Raw genomic sequence first — 18072 nt, 5'->3', positions numbered from 1 at the left:
CGACGGGGTCCGTCCGCACCACCGCGAAAGGAACCGATGCCGGCCGAACCCGACGAGCTGCGGCTGGACGACCCCCGAGCCGGCGCCGAGGCGCTGCGCGCGACAGCGTCGGCGGCGGCGCGGCTGCGGGCGGCGCGCGGTGCGGCGGCCGAGGCCCCGCTGGACGCGCTCTCCAGCGAGGGGCGGCCGCGCTCGCTCGTCGTCGTGGGCGCCGGCGCGGCCGGTCTCGCGGGCGACGTGCTGGCGGCCGTGCTCGGGCCGGGCTGCCCCGTCCCCGTCGTGACGGTCCGGGACTACCGGCTGCCCGGCTGGGTGGGCGGCCACGACCTCGTCGTGGCGGCCGCGTCCACAATCGGCCAGATTCCCGCGTGGGTGCGCGAGTGCGCCGCCGAGGCGGTGCGGCGCGGCTGCCGCTTCCTCGCGGTGGGACCGCGCGACAACCCGCTCGCCGCGGTGGCCGAGCAGGCCCGCGCGCCCGCGGTGACGCTTCCTCAGGTCGGAGGGCCTCCGGACGCGGTGTGGGAGCCGGCCGCGGCGCTGCTGACGGCCGCCGAGAGGGTCGGGCTCACCACTCCGCCCGACGCCGCCTACGAGGCCGCCGCCGTGCGGCTGGAACAGGCCGCGGCCGACTACGGTCCCACCGTCGAGACCTGGGAGAACGAGGCCAAGACCGCCGCACTGGACATCGCCGGCAGCGTTCCGCTCGTGTGCGGGGCCACCCCCGCCACCACTGCCGCGGCCGGCTATCTGGCTTCCCGGAGCGCCTCGGTGGCCGGTTATCCTGCGCTCTGCAGCCGGGCGCCCGGACTGCTCGACGGCCCGGTCGCCGTCGTCGACGGGCCGTTCGGCGGCACCGGCCCGCGGTCGATCTTCGACGACCCGGTCGAGGGCGGCCCCGTGTCGGTCCGGCTGGTCCTGCTGCGCGACCCGGAGGAGGAGCCGGCCGCCGCGCGCGACCTGGACGCCGCCGCCGATGCGGCCCGTGAGCGGGGCGTCGGCGTGACCGAGTTCTCCGCTTCCGAAGCGGGCGCATTGGAACGGATTGCCGGTTTGATCGCTCTAATTGATTACGTCACTGTGTATGTAGCCCTCGCCTATGGCGATGAGCCCCCAACCCATACGCTGGTCGTGCGCTAGCGCCAGCCACGGCCGCATCTGGAGGAGATCGATGCCCGGTCCCGAGTCGCTGTCGCCGAACGACCCCGCCTCGTTCGGTGGATACAGCGTGGTCGGACGCCTCGGGAAGGGCGGCCAGGGTGTTGTCTACCTCGGCCGCGACGACGAGGGCGACGAGTTCGCCATCAAGGTCCTCAACGACCAGTGGTCCCAGGACGACGATCTCCGCAAGCGCTTCGCCAAGGAGGTGCGCGCGGCGCAGAAGGTGGCCTCGTTCTGCACCGCCGCCATCCACGACGCCCAGCTCGACGAGGACCCGCCCTACGTCGTCTCCGAGTACGTGCCCGGCAGGTCGCTGCAGGAGGTGGTCGCCGAGAAGGGGCCGCACAAGGGTGCGGGGCTGCAGCGCCTCGCGGTCTCGACCGCGACCGCGCTCGTCGCCATCCACCAGGCCGGCATCGTGCACCGCGACTTCAAGCCCGGCAACGTGCTGCTGGGCCCGGACGGCCCGCGGGTCATCGACTTCGGGATCGCGCGCGTCTCCGACGGCACCGCGACCATGACCAACTCGATCGTGGGCACGCCGTCCTACATGGCGCCCGAGCAGATCGAGGGCAAGGTGATCACCGAGAAGGTCGACATCTTCGCCTGGGGCTGCGTCATGGCGTTCGCCTCCACCGGCAACGCGCCCTTCGGCACTGACAGCGTCCCCGCCGTCGTGCACCGCGTGGTCAGCGCGCCGCCCAGCCTGAGCGGGCTGCCGGACTGGCTGCTGGGCATCGTCCAGACCTGTCTGGACAAGGACCCCGCCCGCCGGCCCTCCGCCCAGGAGCTGCTGATGCGGCTGCTCGGCCACGAGAGCACCGTCTCGACCGACGACGCCCTCAAGGAGGGTGAGCGCATCGCCGAGGGGCCGCTCAGCGGCCCGCAGACGCCCATGCCCGGTCCCGGCGCCCCGCCCGTGCAGGGCGGCCCGGTCACACCCGCGCCCAGCGGGCCGCAGACGCCCTACCCGGGCGGCTACGGCGGCCAGGGCGCAGCGATGGGCCCTCCGCCGAACGCTCCGCAGCCCACGGGCCCCCAGCAGGGCGGGTTCCCGCCCCGCCAGCCGATGTCCCCGGGTCCGCAGATGCCCGGCCCCAACCCGAACATGACCGGCGGCCCGCCCCCCGGTCCGCCGCCGACCGGTCCCAACACCATGTACGGCAACCGCGGCATGCCGACGCAGCCGCCGCCGAACATGGGGCAGCAGCGCCCGAGCCCTCCGCGGCAGCAGGCCGACGACCCGATCCTGTCGCAGGGATGGGTGGTGCCGGCGGTGCTGATCGCCATCATCATCCTGCTTCTGGTGCTCTTCCTGGTGGCGCTGAGCGGCTAACCCGCGAACGCAGGCGCCGCAGGGCCCGGCCACCCGGAGCGCCCCGAGTCCAGGGGCGGGGCGGTGCGGCCGCGGTGCGCGAGGCGGCGCGGTCAGTAGCGGGCGGAGCGGGCCAGCTGTCCGATGGAGCGCGAGAGCACGTCGTCGACGAACGCCTCGACCTCGGGCCAGCGGTCGTCGGCGGCGTCGGTGGGCACCAGGGTCACGCAGTCGGCGCACCCGGGTTCCAGGACGTCCATCGCGCCGTCCTCGGCGTTCAGCCGGCCGTCGGCCGTCACGGCGAGCACCCCGGTGGCCGAGGACCCCACTTCCTGGACGAACACGGTCAGCCGCAGGACGCCGTCGGCCAGGTCGACGTCGAGCGAGGCGTGCCACTCGTTGGCGCCGGGGCTGAACAGCGCACGCCTGGCGGAGTCGCGGCTGCGCTCGGCGGTGGCGGGTACGGCCGCGGTCCGGGTGCGGGTGGCGGTGGCGGAGTCGTCGGCCGGCCCCGCGGGAGAGGGCGCGGCCCCTGATCCGGAGGGGCCGCCCCCGGCGGGGTCGCTCGGCGTGGCGAAGGCCGGGCCGCCCGTCGAGCTGCTGACCACGGACCGGCACGCGGGGTCGAGCTCGCGCAGGACCAGGTGCAGCGGTGCACAGCGCAGGCGCAGGTGGTCGACGATGCGGCGGTGGACCGCGGCGGCCAGGCGGCCGCTCTCGCCGCGGCGGGCGGTCGGCACGCGCGAGGGCCGGCTCAGCTCGGAGCGCAGAGCGGCGGTCTCCAGGTCGGCCAGCAGCAGCACCAGGGGGGTCAGCCGGTCGTCCTCGGTCCCGGCCGAAGCGCGCAGCGCAGAGGCGGGTGCGCCGTCGGGGGTCGGGGCCGGGACCGCGGGCGTGCCGCCGGCCGCGACAGGCCAGGGCATGGCACCGCCGGCGGCGGAGCGCGACGGAAGGTCGAGCGGACAGCGGCTGTCGATCGCCGGCGGCGGCAGGTCGGAGCGGATCAGCGAGAGCGAGGCCAGCCACCACGGCAGCGGGCGCAGGTGCGCGGGCGGGCCCGGCCGGTCCGGGGCGGCCGCGCCCGAGTCCCCGGTCGCGGCGGGACGCGCCGAACCGGTCATCATCGCGTCGGTGCAGGTCGCGAAGAGGTGTGCCGCGCGGATGACCGGATGGGTCTCGACGGCCGCGGCCTCGGCCAGCAGTTCGCCCACGCCCTCCGGGGCGGGCAGCGGCGGGCCGAAGTCGGGTGCCCCGCGCGCCAGCGCCTCGAAGTAGCCCGGGGTCAGGCGGACGCCGGAACGGCAGTCCTGGGCCACGGCCAAGAACGCGTCCTCCTCGGCGGCGATCGCATCGGAGGCGGCGGTGTCCTGGTCGGCCAGCCGCCGCAGCTCCTCGATGCGCCGGCGCGCGCTGCGCCGGTTGACCGCCGGGTCGTCGGTCCGGTCGCCGTAGCGCCGGTTGTCCGCCCACACCTCGCGCAGCCGGTCGAGGTTGCCGAGTCGCCTGCGCACGGCGTCGGGGAAGCTCTCCGGAGCAAGGGCGCGGCCGCGTCGTCGGGTGTCCACGCTGTCACCGTAGCCAGCGGCACGGCCGATAAAACCCGGCTTGTGATGATCCTTCCAGGGATCGCGGGGAACGGTCCGGGGCCGCCGCAAGCTAAGGATCCGGCCTCGAATCGGCCAACACAGAGCGAACACGCCGATCCCGGGCCCTGCGGCCCGGTAACCTTCCACCGCGGCGCGCCGTCCCCGAGCGGCCGCTCGCCCCCGGAGTTCGGCCGCGCGGGTCAACCGGCGGCGTTTGCCGGGCAACCGGAGGCGCGCGCCCCGCGTCCCCGACTTCGTCACCTTCGCGCGTCGGCGGTGCTGGGCCGCCGATCCCGCCGCGCGTTCGCCTGCCCGGCACGGACAGTGAATGGAGTGGCCGCTCCCGTGCAGATGTCATCAGGCTCCGCTGCGCAGCCACAGGAGCCTTCGGGCACCGCCGAGCGCGGTGCGGGCACCGGCCGGAGCTCCGGCTCCGGGTTCCGCCCCGAGCTCCAGGGGCTGCGTGCCGTCGCGGTGCTGCTCGTGGCCGTCTACCACATCTGGCTGGGCCGGGTGTCCGGCGGTGTGGACGTGTTCCTGCTGCTCACCGGCTTCCTGATCACGGGCTCGCTGCTGCGCGCGGTGGAGCGGGGCGGCCGCGTCGACTATGCCGCGTTCTGGTCCCGGCTGGTCAAGCGGCTCTTCCCCGGCGCGGCGGCGGCGCTGGCCGGCATCCTCGCGGCGAGCTACCTGTTCCTGCCCGCCACGGCTTGGCGCGACGCGATCTCGGGGACGATCGCATCGGCGCTGTACTTCCAGAACTGGCACCTGGCGCTGAGCTCGGTGGACTACCTGGCGCAGAACAGCGGGGCGGGCCCGGCCCAGCACTTCTGGTCGCTGTCGGTGCAGGGGCAGTTCTACCTGGTGTGGCCCGTGCTCATCACCGCGGCCGCCGCCCTGGCGCGCGCGGCCGGATGGCCGCTGCGGCGCGTCGTGACCGCGGCCCTCGCGCTCGTCTTCGCCGCCTCGCTGGCCTACTCCGTGGCCGTCACGGCCGCCGACCAGCCCTGGGCCTACTTCGACACCGGCGCCCGCCTGTGGGAGCTCGCGCTCGGCGGACTGCTCGCCCTTGCCCTGCCGCACCTGCGCCTGCGCCGCCTGCCGCGCATCCTGCTGGGCTGGGTCGGACTCGCGGCCCTGGTCTCCTGCGGCCTGCTGGTGAACGTATCCACGCTGTTTCCCGGCTTCATCGCGCTCTGGCCCACCCTCGCCGCCGCGGCCGTGATCGTCGCGGGCAGCACCGGCTCGCCCCTGGCCGCCGACCGGCTGCTCAACCTGCGGCCGCTGCACTACGTCGGCGACCACGCCTACGCGCTCTACCTCTGGCACTGGCCGGTGCTGGTCTGCTACCTGGAGGTCACGGACCGCACCCAGCCCAGTCTCACCGGCGGCTGCCTGGTGCTGGCGGTGTCGATGGCGCTGGCGGTCGCGACGCGGTGGGTCGGCGAGGACGGGGTCGACGCGTTCACCCGCGCCCGCCCGGGCCGGCTCTGGTCGGTGTCGGTGGGCGCGGCGTGCATCGTCCCGGTCCTGGCCGCCTCGGGCGTGTGGTCGGGGTACCTGACCCACCAGCAGCGCCAGCAGGAGCTGGCCGCGACGCAGGCCCAGGCCGCCGACTACCCGGGCGCGGCGGCGCTGGGCGCGGCCGCCACCGCACCGGCCCAGGCCCAGGACGTGCCCGTCTACCCCGACCCCGCCAACGCCGCCGAGGACGTGCCGGTCACCTACACCGACGGCTGCAATCAGGGGATCCCGGAGTCCGAGGTGCTCACCTGCTCCTACGGGCCCGAGGACCCCGTCCGCACGATCGCGCTCGTCGGAGCCTCCCACGCCGCGCACTGGTTCCCGGCGCTGCGCGAGATCGCCCGCGGCGAGCACTGGCGCGTCGTCAACATCATCAAGGGTTCGTGCCTGTTCACGGCCGCCGACCAGCTCCGCCACGGGCAGGCCTACGAGTCGTGCGCGGTGTGGAACTCCGGTGTCATGGCCGAGCTGGCCGACCTGCGCCCCGACGCCGTGTTCACCACGGCGACGCGCACCAACCTCGACGCCGGGTCGGGGCCTGTGGGGGAGTCGGTCGTCGAGGGCTACGTGTCGCGCTGGCGCGAGCTGGACGCCATGGGCATCGAGGTGATCGCCGTGCGCGACACCCCGCGGCTGGACTTCAACGCCCCCGACTGCCTGGCCGAGAACCGCCCCGAGGACTGCGTCGGCCAGCGCCACCGGTCCATGGCGCGCACCTCCCCGCTGGAGCGGATCGACGACCTGCCCGGCAACGTCGCCTACATCGACCTCACCGACCTGCTCTGCCGGGGCGACCGGTGCCCGGCGGTGATCGGCAACATCCTCGTCTACTGGGACAGCGCCCACATCACCGCCACCTACATGCGCACGCTCGCCCCCGTCCTGCGCGACCGGATCGAGGCGGAAGCAGGGCTGTGACCGGCGCCGCGGCCGCGTGCGGGCGGCCGCTCAGCCCTGCGCCGGGCGCCCGCCACCGGGCGGCTGCTCCCTGCGCTGGAGGAGCCGCAGCGCCTTCTGCTTCTCGAAGTCCATGGCGCGGGCCGGCGCCGGCGCCAGGCGGCCGACGCGCTCGCCGAACGAGCGGACCTGGGCGAGGACCGCGGGCTCGGCGAGGACGCGCAGGGCGAAGGCGAGTGCGGCCGGGGGGATGCCGTAGGAGCGCTCAAGGTCCAGGCCGGCCGACACCGCGGCGAGGTCGTTCCCGCTGAAGCGCCGGTGGCGGTGGCCGCGGCCGGTGGGCTGCTCCTTGGTCGGGGGGATCAGGCCCAGCGCCTCGCGGTAGCGCAGCATCCGGGCGGTCGTGCCCAGTCGTTCCGCGGCGGCCGAGATCGGTATCGCCGGAGGGGCCTCGGAGGGGCCGCCCGAAGGGCGCCGGCCGGCCGGTCTCCCCTCCGCCGGGCCCCGAACGTGAGGGGGGTCACCCCGCTCCTCGGATCGGGCGGGGACGGTCGGTCCGAAGTGCGCGGAATAGGAGGTTGTCGCGCGATTGTCTGGGTGCGCCATGGGTAGCAACTGTAGTCCTTCGGAGCGTTCCGGCACAGGGAATCTGACACCGCAGCGTCAAATTCGCTCCCGTGGTCGTGCTTCGGTCGGGCACCCCGTCCTAGACTCGGTGCGCATCCACCCAGGAGGAGTAAAGACGCATGTCCTTCGACTACAAAGTCGCTGACCTGTCCCTCGCCGAGTTCGGGCGCAAGGAGATCCGGCTCGCCGAGCACGAGATGCCGGGGCTCATGGCCACCCGCGCCGAGTACGGCGCCTCTCAGCCGCTCAAGGGCGCGAAGATCATGGGCTCCCTGCACATGACCGTGCAGACGGCCGTCCTCATCGAGACCCTCGTCGCGCTCGGCGCGGAGGTCCGCTGGGTCAGCTGCAACATCTTCTCCACCCAGGACCACGCCGCCGCCGCCGCGGTGGTCGGCCCCAACGGCACCCCGGACAACCCCCAGGGCGTGCCGGTCTACGCCTGGAAGGGCGAGACCCTCGAAGAGTACTGGTGGTGCACCGAGCAGGCGCTGACCTGGCCCGGTGGCGAAGGCCCCAACATGATCCTGGACGACGGCGGCGACGCCACCATGCTCGTCCACAAGGGCGCCGAGTTCGAGAAGGCCGGCGCCGTGCCGTCGCCCAGCGAGGACGACGCCGAGGAGTTCAAGGTCTTCCTGAGCCTCCTCAAGAAGAGCGTCGCGGCCGACCCGCAGAAGTGGACCCGCGTCGCCTCGCGCATCAAGGGCGTCACCGAGGAGACCACCACCGGTGTGCACCGCCTCTACGAGATGCACCGCGACGGCAAGCTGCTCTTCCCGGCGATCAACGTCAACGACTCGGTCACCAAGAGCAAGTTCGACAACAAGTACGGCATCCGCCACTCGCTGCCGGACGGCATCATGCGCGCCACCGACGTCCTGATCGGCGGCAAGATCGCGCTGGTCGCCGGCTACGGCGACGTCGGCAAGGGCTCCGCCGACGCGCTGCGCGGCCAGGGCGCCCGCGTGGTCGTCACCGAGATCGACCCGATCAACGCCCTCCAGGCCGCCATGGACGGCTACGAGGTCGCCCGGGTCGAGGACTACATCGAGACCGCCGACATCTTCATCACCACCACCGGCAACTTCGACATCTTCACCGCCGACCACATGAAGCGGATGAAGCACCAGGCCATCGTCGGCAACGTCGGCCACTTCGACAACGAGATCGACATGGCCGGCCTGGAGAAGACCCCGGGCATCAAGAAGACCGAGATCAAGCCGCAGGTCCACGAGTACGCGTTCCCCGACGGCCACACCATCCTGGTGCTGTCGGAGGGCCGCCTGCTCAACCTGGGCAACGCGACCGGTCACCCCAGCTTCGTGATGTCCAACAGCTTCACGAACCAGACGATCGCCCAGATCGAGCTGTTCACCAAGAGCGCCGAGTACCCGCTCGACGTCTACACGCTGCCCAAGCTGCTGGACGAGAAGGTCGCCCGGCTGCACCTGGACGCCCTCGGCGTGCGCCTGACCGAGCTCACCAAGGAGCAGGCCGCCTACATCGGCGTCGACGTGGCCGGCCCCTACAAGCCCGACCACTACCGCTACTAGTAGCGGTACGGGTTACACGGGATCTGGGACACTCCCCGGATGGCATTCCCAGACAGTGACGTCGCGGACCTCGGCCTGGCCCAGGCCGGGGTCCGCCGCGTCGAATGGGCCGAGCGCGCGATGCCGGTGCTGCGCAAGGTGCACGACCGCTTCGCCGCGGACCGGCCGATGGCGGGCCTGCGCGTCGCCGCGTGCATGCACGTCACGGCCGAGACCGCCAACCTGCTGCGGGCGCTGAGCGGCGGCGGCGCCGAGATCGCGCTCGCGGCCTCCAACCCGCTGTCCACCCAGGACGACACCGCGGCGGCCCTGGTCGCCGAGTACGGGATCTCGGTCTACGCGCGGGCGGGCATCGACCCCGCCTCCTACGACCGCAACCTGGCCGCCGTCCTGGAACGCCGCCCGCACCTGCTGCTGGACGACGGGTGCGACCTGGTCAACATCGCCCACATGGAGCGCCCGGAACTGCTCGACGAGGCGCTGGGCGGCTGCGAGCAGACCACCACGGGCGTCATCCGGCTGCGGCGGATGCGCGCCGACGGCGCGCTGAAGCTGCCGATGGTCGCGGTCAACGACACCGCCACCAAGCGGATGTTCGACAACCGCTACGGCACCGGCCAGTCCACCCTCGACGGCATCATGCGCGCCACCAACGCGATGATCGCCGGCCGCACCGTCGTCGTGGCCGGGTTCGGCTACTGCGGGCGCGGCCTGGCCGAGCGCGCCCGCGGCATGGGCGCGCGCGTGGTCGTCACCGAGGTCGACCCGGTCAAGGCGCTGGACGCGGTGATGCAGGGCTACACGGTGCTGCCCATGGACGAGGCGGCGCCCATCGGCGACGTCCTGGTCACGGTGACCGGAAACCGCGATGTGGTCCGCGCCGAGCACCTGGCCTCGCTCAAGGACGGCGCGGTGCTGGCCAATTCGGGCCATTTCGACGTCGAGATCGACCTGCCCGCCCTTGAGGCGATGTCCGTGGACATCCGCCGAGAGGTGCGCCCGCAGGCCGACGAGTACGTCCTGGCCGACGGCCGCCGGATCGTGCTTCTGGCCGAGGGGCGCCTGGTCAACCTGGGTGCCGCCGAGGGCCACCCCGCCGCGGTGATGGACATGTCCTTCTCGGTGCAGGCGCTGACGGTGGCCTGGCTGGCCCGCAGCGCCGCCGACCTGCAGCCCGGCGTCCTGGAGGTGCCGGGCGGCATCGACACCGAGGTGGCGCGCCTGGAGCTGGAGGCCCTGGGCGTGGGCGTCGACCGGCTGACCCCCGAGCAGGAGGACTACCTCAACTCCTGGCAGGAGTGAGCCGCGGGCGCCTGCCCGCGGCCGTGACCGGCGGATTGGGCTAGCCCGGCCCGCGGCCGCCGTCGGGTGCGCCGCGGTGGTCCCCGCCCGGCGCCTGCGGCCGGTACCCGCCGTAGGGTGCCTGCGCCGGCGGTCCGCCCGGGCCGTAGGCGGCCGGCCCGGGCGGACCGCCGGGGCCCTGCCGGGCCTCCGGGTTCTGCTCGCGCAGCCGGGCCTGGCGCTCCTCCTCGCGGCGGCGGCGCTCGGCCAGCACCGCCGCGAGGAACTCCGGGGGAGTGGTGCCGGGCGGCGGCGGAGGGCTGACGGAGGCGGCCACCAGGTCGGCGATGCGCACGCCCATCCGGTAGCGCGACTCCTCGGCCAGTTCGCCGAAGCGCAGCAGGTATTGGCGGGCCATGCCCGCTGTCTCCGGCGACAGCTGCGACAGCTCGGCGCCGCGCGCCCAGTCGGCCAGGTGCGGAGGCATCGGCAGGCGGTCGTCGGGGCGCCGGGCGGCGCGCTCGTGCACCACCAGAGTGCCGGCGACGAAGTCGCCCACCCGGCGGCCGTCGCGGTTGACCAGCGACGTGATCAGGGCGACGACGCCGGAGGTGATCCAGATCTCCACCGCACCGGCCAGCGCCCGGCCCAGTGCCTGGCGGAAGCGCTCCGGGGAGCCGTCGGTGCCCACGACCCGCAGCCCCAGCGCCATCTTGCCCAGCGAGCGCCCGCGGGTGAGGGTCTCCATCGCGGTGGGATAGCCAACCAGCACCAGCACGCTCAGTCCCAGGTTCACCGCGGCCGTGGCCGCGGCGTCCAGCCCGCTCGCCACCAGTGCGGTCAGCGCGGCGGCGGCGAACAGGGCCACGACCTGGACGGCGGCGTCGACGAGCAGGGCCGTCATGCGGCTGGCGAAGCCGGCCGGGCGCAGGTCCAGTACGACAGCGTCGCCGGTGACCAGGGACGACTGGTCGTCGGGGAGTCCACCGCCCGCGTATGCCACCGCTGTCCGCCTCCGTAGGTCCGCTGCGGGCGCGCCCCATTCGTCCCGCCTGCCGTGCTCCCTCCAGTCTGTCAGGAGACGGCCGGCGCCGGTGACACGCACGCCTCCCGCGGTCCCGCCGGCCCCGGACCGTTCCGCGGGGCCGTGCCCGCACGGCCGCCGACACGCGGCCGCAGGGGCTGCCGGTAGAGTCGCCCGCGTGGATCTGGACGTCTTCGCCGCCGCGCACCGCCCCGAGTGGGAACGCCTCGACAGCCTCGTGCGCCGGCGCCGCCGCCTCAGCGGCACGGAGGTCGACGAGCTGGTCGACCTCTACCAGCGCGTCTCCACGCACCTGTCGGTGGTGCGCTCCGCGGGCCAGGACCCCGGGCTGGTCGGCCACCTCTCCGGGCTGGTGGCGCGGGCGCGCTCGGCCGCCACAGGCGCCCACGAGTCCTCCTGGCACGACGCCGCGCGGTTCTTCACCGACACCTTCCCGGCCGTGCTGTACCGGCTGCGGTGGTGGTGGATCGCCGCCGGCCTGGGCACCGTCGCCTTCTCCGCCGTGATCGCGGCCTGGATCGCCACCGACCCGCAAGTGCTGGCCGCGGTCGGGACCCCCGAGGAGATCCGCGCCTACGTCGAGAACGACTTCGCCAACTACTACGTGGAGCACCCCGGCGCCTCCTTCGCCGCCCAGGTGTGGACCAACAACGCCTGGGCCGCCGCCCAGGCGCTCATCCTCGGCGTGTTCCTGTGCCTGCCCACCGTCTACGTGCTCGCGCTCAACGGCGCGAACCTGGGTGTGGGCGCGGGGATGATGTTCGCCAACGGCAAGGGCGACGTCTTCCTCGGCCTGATCCTGCCGCACGGGCTGCTGGAGCTGACAGCGGTGTTCGTCGCCGCGGGCGTGGGCCTCAAGCTCGGCTGGACCCTCATCGCGCCCGGACCGCGCCCCCGCCTGCGCGCGCTGGGCGAGGAAGCGCGTCCGGCCATCGCGGTCGCGCTCGGCCTGGTGCTCGTGCTGTTCGTCTCCGGCCTGATCGAGGGCCTGGTGACCGGCTGGGTGCACACCACCTGGCTGCGCATCGGCATCGGTGTGGCCGCCGAGCTGCTGTTCTTGGCCTACGTGTTCGTCGTCGGCCGCGCCGCGCACAACCGGGGCGTGACCGGCGACATCGCCGCCGCGCCGCAGGCGGCCCCGGTCGCGGGCTGAGCGACCGGGGCGGGAGCGTCGGCGGCTACAGCCGCCCCTGGGCCTTGAGGCCGATGTAGGCGTCGGCCAGCGCCGGCGCGATGTGCTCGGGGTCGGCGTCGACGACCTCCACGCCGTGGCGGCGCAGCTCGGCGGTGATGCGGCTGCGCTCGCCCAGCGCGCGCTCGGCCGCCGCGGCCTCGTAGGCGGCCCGGGCGGTGCCGCGCGCCGCGGCCATCTCGCTCACCCGGGGATCGCCCACGGCCGCGACCATCAGCATGTGCCGCGAGGTCAGCGCGGGCAGCCGCGGTAGCAGGCCCTCCTCCAGCGCGGCCGCGTTCAGGTCGGTCAGCAGCACCACCAGCTGGCGGGTCCGGCTGTGCCCGCCGAGGATCGTGGCGACCAGGCCGGCGGGGTCGGACTCCACCAGCTCGGCCTCCAGGGGCGCCATCGCCTGCACGATCTGGGGGACGCGGCTGCCGCGCCCCTGGCTGCGCACCTGGGCGCGCACCCGGCGGTCGTAGGCCAGCAGGTCCACCCGGTCGCCGGCGCGGCCCGCCAGGGCCGCCAGCAGCAGTGCGGCGTCCATGGCGTGGTCCAGGCGCGGCACGTCGCCCACCCGTCCGGCCGAGGTGCGGCTGGTGTCGAGCACCAGCAGGATTCTGCGGTCGCGCTCGGGCCGCCAGGTGCGCACCACGACCGCGTCCCTGCGGGCGGTCGCGCGCCAGTCGATCGAGCGCACGTCGTCGCCGGGCACGTACTCGCGCAGGGAGTCGAACTCGCTGCCCTGGCCGCGCACAAGCGCGGTGTGCTGGCCGTCCAGCTCGCGCAGCCGCGAGAGCTTGCCCGGCAGGTGCCGGCGGCTGTGGAAGGGCGGCAGCGCCCGCACCGTCCACGGCACCGCGTGGGTGCACTGGCGTGCGGCGAGCCCCAGCGGCCCGAGGCTGCGCACCGTGACCCCGGCGGCCGCCTGGTCGCCGCGGCGGGTGGGAGTGAGCTCGGTCACCACCCGTACCCGGCCGCCGCCGGGCACGCGTACCGGCCGCCGCGGCGGCCGCGCGCCGGCGCTGGGCGCCCACGCGTCGCGGAGTACGCCGCGCAGCCGGCGGCGCGCGGGGTTGGCGACCACGAGCGCCACCTCGGCGGTCTCACCCAGCCGGACGGAGGTGTCGCCGGAGCGCTCGAAGCGCAGGGCGCGCGGGCTGGGTGCCAGGAGAACGTCGGCCAGGACCGCCGCCGCGAGCAGACCCGGCACCGCCCAGGCGATCCAGGCCCCGACCGCGCCCGCCACCAGCACCGCGAGCGCGGCGGCGAAGGCGGCAAGCACCGCACGCCCCGTGATCGCCATCCTCGCTCCCTTCCGTGCCTTTCGACCTGTGCGGAGGCGGTGGGCCGCCCGCCGCGGGGCTGTGGATCAGCGGGGCACCGGCACCGACGCCAGCACACCGTCGAGCACCCCCGCGCTCGTGGCACCCTCCAGTTCGGCCTCGGGGCGCAGCGCCACCCGGTGCCGCAGCGTCGCCTTGGCGAGCGCCTTGACGTCGTCGGGGGTGACGTAGTCGCGCCCGGACAGCCACGCCCAGGCCCGGCTCGTGCGCAGTAGCGCGGTGGCGCCGCGCGGGGAGGCGCCCAGCTGGAGCGAGGGTGAGCCGCGGGTGGCGCGGCAGATGTCGACGATGTAGCCCAGCACCTCGGGCGCGACCGCGGTCGCGGCCACGGCCGCCCGGGCGGCGCGCAGGTCCTCGGCGCCCGCCACCGGCCGCAGCCCGGCCGCGTCCAGGTCGCCGGGGTCGAATCCCGCGGCGTGGCGGCCCAGCATGTCGACCTCGTGGGCGCGCTCGGGAAGCGAGACCACCAGCTTGAGCAGGAACCGGTCGAGCTGGGCCTCGGGCAGCGGATAGGTGCCCTCGTACTCCACCGGGTTCTGGGTGGCGGCCACGACGAAGGGGTCGGGCAGCGCCGCCGGCTCGCCCGCGACGGTCACCTGGCGCTCCTCCATGGCCTCCAGCAGCGCCGCCTGCGTCTTGGGCGGCGTCCGGTTGATCTCGTCGGCCAGGAACAGGTTGGTGAAGACCGGCCCCTCGTGGAACTCGAACTTGGAGGTGCGCGAGTCGTAGACCAGCGAGCCCGTGACGTCGCCCGGCATCAGGTCGGGGGTGAACTGGACGCGCTTGTGCTCCAGCGACAGTGCAGCCGAGACCGCGCGCACCAGCAGCGTCTTGGCGACGCCCGGCACGCCCTCCATCAGCACGTGGCCGCGGCACAGCAGCGCCACGACCATGCCGGTCACGGTCTCTTCCTGGCCCACGACGGCCTTGGCGACCTCGTGGCGCAGCGCGGTCAGCGCGGCTCTGGCCTGTTCGGCCTGCCCGGGCTCGGGCGGGCCGTCGGCGGGGAAGGCGGTCACTTGTGGTCTCCCTCGGTCAGCGGAGTCGGCAGCGGCGGTTTCGGTTGGCGGGCGCCGCCGGGAGCGCCGGTGCGCACGGGCGTCACCGCAGCCGCCCCTCCAGCCCGTCCAGCTCGTCGGTCAGCCGCACCAGACCCTGGTCGTCGGCAGTGTAGGGGTCGGCGGTCCCCGGTTCGCCCGGGCCGTACAGCAGGGCGCCGATGTGGGACGGCCGCATGCCCGAGCGCGCGGCCGCCGCCTCCACCACGGCGCCGGGCGCGGTGTCGGGGCCCAGGCCCAGCGCGGGCCTGATCCGGCGCAGCGTCCCCGAGCGCAGAGCGTCGGCGGCGCGGTCGCGGGCCCGCCGCGCGGCGTACAGCCCGGCGCGGCCCTCGGTGGTCTCCGAGGCGCGCACCACCACCGGCAGCCGCTCGGTCACCAGCGGGCCCAGCCGCCTGCCGCGCCAGAGGGCGAGCAGCACCAGCGCCGCGCACAGCGGCACCAGGCTCATCCGGACCGAGAGCGGCACCAGGTCCCACAGCCCCGACTTCCCCTGCTCGGGCACGGGGTCGGGGCGCAGCCACACCACGTCGCGTTCGCCCACGAGCGACAGCGCCAGAGCGGCGTTGCCCTCGCCGGCCAGGTCGGCGTTGGTCAGCGGCGCGGGACTGCCCAGCACGGTGGTGGTGTGCCCGCCGGTGACGCGCACCAGCGCGTGCCCCCCTTCGGCCGGGTAGCAGCCCCGGCCGCCCTGGGGGACCGTGTAGACCTCGCCGCCGATGTCCGCCGCACCGGCGGCCCGGGCGGCCGCGAGCCCGCAGCGGGGCCGCAATGTCTGCTCCTCGGTGCGCCCGGTGGTCCGCACGCCCGGCGCCAGCGCCTCCAGCGCCGGGGTGGTGGGGCGGACGAGGATCCGGTCGCCGAGCCCGTCGGCGAGCCTGCCGACCTGGTCGCGCGGCAGTCGGTGCGAGCCGGCCAGCACGGTGACGGTGCCGGGTCCGGCCGCCTGCAGCGCGTCCTCGGTGGTGCGGGCGACGGTGACGTCGCTGCCGCGGTCCCGCAGGATCTGCACGAGCGCGCGGCTGCCCTCGGGGTTGGGCCCCTCGGGCTCCAACGGGCCCTCCCGGGGCTCCCGGGCCCCCAGCGACATCAGCACGGCCAGCACGAGGAGGGCGGCGATGAAGGCGGCGGGCCCGCGCACGCGCCGCCAGAGCTCTCCCGCCCCGGGCGATATGCGCTCCGAGGGCTCCGCCGGCGGGGCGGGTGCGGCGGCGGGCGCGCTCACGAGGTGGTCCCCGGGGTCTGCGCCGGGCCGGCGGCCGCCTCCTCGGGACGGGCGCGGCGCACCTGCTCGTCGAGCTCGGTGAGCAGCCGGTAGCCATCGGCGGTGGCGGTGCGCTGGCCGTAGGCGGAGTCGTTGAAGGTCTCGGCGGCGGCGTAGAGGCTCTCGCGCAGCCGCGGCAGCACGGCGCCGGTCTCGGCGGCCAGCTCGGTGGCGGTCCTGCCGGGGCGCGGCGTGATCACGGCGCCGTCCTCCAGCTCGCGGGTGACGGCGCGCAGCCGCTCGCGGACCGCGGCGCCGAACTCGCCCTGGGCGGCGTGGCGCTCGGCGGCGGCGCGGTGGTCGGCGGCGGTCAGCGGCGCGGCCTCGTCGATGGGCTTCCTGCGGCGGGCGCGGCGGGCCGGGCGCATGTACACCAGCAGGGCCACGACCAGGCCCACCAGCACCATGAGCAGCGGGCCCAGCGTCCACCAGCCGGTCGGGCCGTAGATCTCGACACCGGAGAGCCACTCGTTGATGCGCTGCCAGATTATGTCCAGCAGGCTCGGCCGCGCCTCGCCGTAGATGCGCTTGGACAGCTCCTCGCGGGCCAGCCGCTGCCCTTCCTCGCGCCCGACGACGGCCGCCGCGAGCAGAGGGGTCCCCATCAGGCGGAGGTCCCCGGGCCGCCGTGGCCCGGGCCGCCCCGGCCGTAGCCCTCCTGCGGGTGGCCGCCGGGCCCCTGGGCCGGGTGGCCACCGGGCCCCTGGGCCGGGTGGCCGCCCTGGGGCATGCCCGGCTGCGCGCCGCCGTAGGGTGCGCCGCCCTCGCCGTAGTAGGGGCCGCCGGGCGGCGGGTATCCGCCGCTGCCCGGGCCGTAGGCGCTGGGCCCGGGGTGAGCGGGCGCGGGCGCGGGTGCGGCCGCGCCCGGCGCCGCGTCGTCGGGGACGTACACGTCGGCGTCGACCCGCTCGCCCGACTGCGCGGCGGCCTGCAGCCTCAGGTCGAGTCCTTCGCGGCGCATGCGCAGGTCGACGTAGAGAAGGGTGGTGACGCCGATGACGAACGGCGTTCCCAGGGTGCCGGCCAGGACGGTGCCGAGATAGGCGAGCGCGGTCGTGGCCACCGGCGCCCACGCTGCGTCGGGGACCACGAAGGACAGCACCGCCGCCACAACCGTGAAAGGCGTGGACAGCAGGTTCACCACGAAGCTGACGAGGACCTGCGCCAGCAGCAGGATGCCGAACACCCGCCACCAGCTGCGGCGCGTCAGCCGCCAGGAGCGTGCCAGGGCCGACGCGGGGCCGGCGCGCTCGAGCACCGCCACCGGCATCGCCAGCGAGGTGCGCACGTAGATCCACACGGCCAGCACGACGAGGGCGGGCACGCCCAGGACTCCCACGGCCACGCCCACGGCGGGGTGGACCGCGATGCCGAGCAGCACCGCGCCGAAGACGAGGCCGACGACGAGGGCCGTCCACAGCACGCTCAGCAGCAGGAGCAGCAGGGCGACGCCGAAGAGCGCGAGCATCCGGCCGCGCGCCACCTGCAACGCCTCGCGCATCGACAGCCTGCGCCCCAGCACCGCCAGGCCGACGACCGCCGCGAGCAGTCCGGTCAGCACGATCTGGCCGACGTAGCCCAGCAGTGCGCCGGAGTACATCGCCACGATCGACCACAGCTCGAAGGGCATCGGGTCGTCGGCGGTCGGACCGTAGGGGTCCTCCAGCGTCTCCTGCACGATCGTGCCGTAGTCGCTGAGGTAGCCGCCCAGGCCGATGGAGGTGACGATGCTGAAGAGCGCGGTGACAATGAGCGCGAGGCCCAGTGTGGCCTTGGGGTTCTGCCGGATGTAGCCGAACGCGCCGTTGAACACGTCGCCGAGGGTCATCGGCCGCAGCGCGACCACGCCGGGACGCGGCGCCCAGGGCCGGCCGTGGCCGGGCGGCGGGGCGGCGGGCGGGTGGCCGCCGGGGGCGCCGCCGTAGGGATGGGGGCCCGGGGGCGCCTGGCCCTGGCCGTAGCCCGGGGCCGCGCCGCCGGAGCCGCCGGGAGCCGACCACCCGCCGCCGGGAGCGGGTGCGTCCTCGCCGGGAGGCGCCCACCAGCCTCCCGGACCCGGAGCGCCCGCCGCATCGCTCGGCTGGCCGGAACCGGGGTCCGACCCCGGCGCCCGCCAGTGCCGGCCGTCGTCGTGGCTCATCGGAATCGGTCCTCCGTAGCGGTCCTGGTCGTGCTCGGGGCGGTGGCGGTCTCCACGTTATGCCACGGGGTTATGCCACGGGTACCGGGACGCGGGCGCCG

At 75.0% G+C, this 18072-nt stretch carries 14 protein-coding genes; 6 read left to right on the top strand and 8 right to left on the bottom strand.

Annotated features, from left to right (window positions below):
* Window positions 1-36: 36 nt before the first annotated feature.
* Together ABD284_RS06875 and ABD284_RS06870 are read left to right on the top strand one after the other, a co-directional pair.
* A complete protein-coding gene (locus tag ABD284_RS06875) occupies window positions 37-1137 on the top strand; it encodes an SIS domain-containing protein (protein ID WP_344141663.1) in 1101 nt (366 codons plus the stop codon).
* Between the two features lie 31 nt (window positions 1138-1168).
* Window positions 1169-2494 (top strand): serine/threonine-protein kinase, encoded by a 1326-nt coding sequence (locus tag ABD284_RS06870; protein ID WP_344141662.1) that lies wholly within the window; start codon window positions 1169-1171, stop codon window positions 2492-2494.
* A 92-nt stretch (window positions 2495-2586) separates the two neighbouring features.
* Here the strand turns inward: ABD284_RS06870 and ABD284_RS06865 are convergent, their stop codons facing one another.
* Window positions 2587-4038, bottom strand: coding sequence for a hypothetical protein (locus ABD284_RS06865; RefSeq protein ID WP_344141661.1), 1452 nt, complete (start codon window positions 4036-4038; stop codon window positions 2587-2589).
* A 372-nt stretch (window positions 4039-4410) separates the two neighbouring features.
* Here ABD284_RS06865 and ABD284_RS06860 point away from each other — a divergent pair, with 372 nt between their 5' ends.
* The gene (locus ABD284_RS06860; RefSeq protein WP_344142012.1) at window positions 4411-6501 is read left to right on the top strand and encodes an acyltransferase family protein; all 2091 of its coding nucleotides are present in this window, start codon (window positions 4411-4413) and stop codon (window positions 6499-6501) included.
* Window positions 6502-6531: 30 nt separating this feature from the next.
* Here ABD284_RS06860 and ABD284_RS06855 read toward each other — a convergent pair whose 3' ends face one another.
* Window positions 6532-6918: a MerR family transcriptional regulator gene (locus ABD284_RS06855; protein ID WP_344142011.1), complete on the bottom strand. Its 387-nt coding sequence runs from the start codon at window positions 6916-6918 to the stop codon at window positions 6532-6534.
* A 308-nt stretch (window positions 6919-7226) separates the two neighbouring features.
* On the opposite strand from ABD284_RS06855, the gene ahcY (ABD284_RS06850) reads away from it, so the two are divergent.
* The gene (ahcY, locus tag ABD284_RS06850; RefSeq protein ID WP_344141660.1) at window positions 7227-8663 is read left to right on the top strand and encodes an adenosylhomocysteinase; all 1437 of its coding nucleotides are present in this window, start codon (window positions 7227-7229) and stop codon (window positions 8661-8663) included.
* A gap of 39 nt (window positions 8664-8702) precedes the next feature.
* Window positions 8703-9965, top strand: a complete 1263-nt coding sequence (gene ahcY / locus ABD284_RS06845; protein ID WP_344141659.1) for an adenosylhomocysteinase — start codon at window positions 8703-8705, stop codon at window positions 9963-9965.
* A 40-nt stretch (window positions 9966-10005) separates the two neighbouring features.
* Here ahcY (ABD284_RS06845) and ABD284_RS06840 read toward each other — a convergent pair whose 3' ends face one another.
* Window positions 10006-10947, bottom strand: a complete 942-nt coding sequence (locus ABD284_RS06840; protein WP_344141658.1) for an RDD family protein — start codon at window positions 10945-10947, stop codon at window positions 10006-10008.
* Window positions 10948-11146: 199 nt separating this feature from the next.
* On the opposite strand from ABD284_RS06840, the gene ABD284_RS06835 reads away from it, so the two are divergent.
* A complete protein-coding gene (locus tag ABD284_RS06835; RefSeq protein ID WP_344141657.1) occupies window positions 11147-12142 on the top strand; it encodes a stage II sporulation protein M in 996 nt (331 codons plus the stop codon).
* Between the two features lie 25 nt (window positions 12143-12167).
* On the opposite strand, the gene ABD284_RS06830 is transcribed toward ABD284_RS06835, so the two are convergent.
* From ABD284_RS06830 to ABD284_RS06810, 5 genes are all read right to left on the bottom strand, one after another.
* Window positions 12168-13469 (bottom strand): DUF58 domain-containing protein, encoded by a 1302-nt coding sequence (locus ABD284_RS06830; protein ID WP_344141656.1) that lies wholly within the window; start codon window positions 13467-13469, stop codon window positions 12168-12170.
* Between the two features lie 66 nt (window positions 13470-13535).
* Window positions 13536-14528 carry an AAA family ATPase gene (locus ABD284_RS06825; protein ID WP_344141654.1) on the bottom strand — a complete coding sequence of 331 codons (993 nt, stop codon included), beginning with the start codon at window positions 14526-14528 and terminating at the stop codon, window positions 13536-13538.
* 82 nt (window positions 14529-14610) lie between these two features.
* A complete protein-coding gene (locus ABD284_RS06820; protein ID WP_344141653.1) occupies window positions 14611-15792 on the bottom strand; it encodes a DUF4350 domain-containing protein in 1182 nt (393 codons plus the stop codon).
* Window positions 15789-16436 (bottom strand): DUF4129 domain-containing protein, encoded by a 648-nt coding sequence (locus ABD284_RS06815; protein ID WP_344141651.1) that lies wholly within the window; start codon window positions 16434-16436, stop codon window positions 15789-15791. Before ABD284_RS06815 ends, ABD284_RS06820 begins: the two co-directional genes overlap by 4 nt.
* A complete protein-coding gene (locus tag ABD284_RS06810; RefSeq protein ID WP_344141649.1) occupies window positions 16436-17971 on the bottom strand; it encodes a hypothetical protein in 1536 nt (511 codons plus the stop codon). Before ABD284_RS06810 ends, ABD284_RS06815 begins: the two co-directional genes overlap by 1 nt.
* Between the last annotated feature and the right edge of the window lie 101 nt (window positions 17972-18072).

The sequence above is a fragment of the Streptomonospora arabica genome (assembly GCF_039531585.1).
Lineage (GTDB): Bacteria > Actinomycetota > Actinomycetes > Streptosporangiales > Streptosporangiaceae > Streptomonospora > Streptomonospora halophila.
The sequence above is the reverse complement of the archived record's forward strand: the minus strand, read 5'-3'. Positions and strand labels throughout refer to the sequence as shown.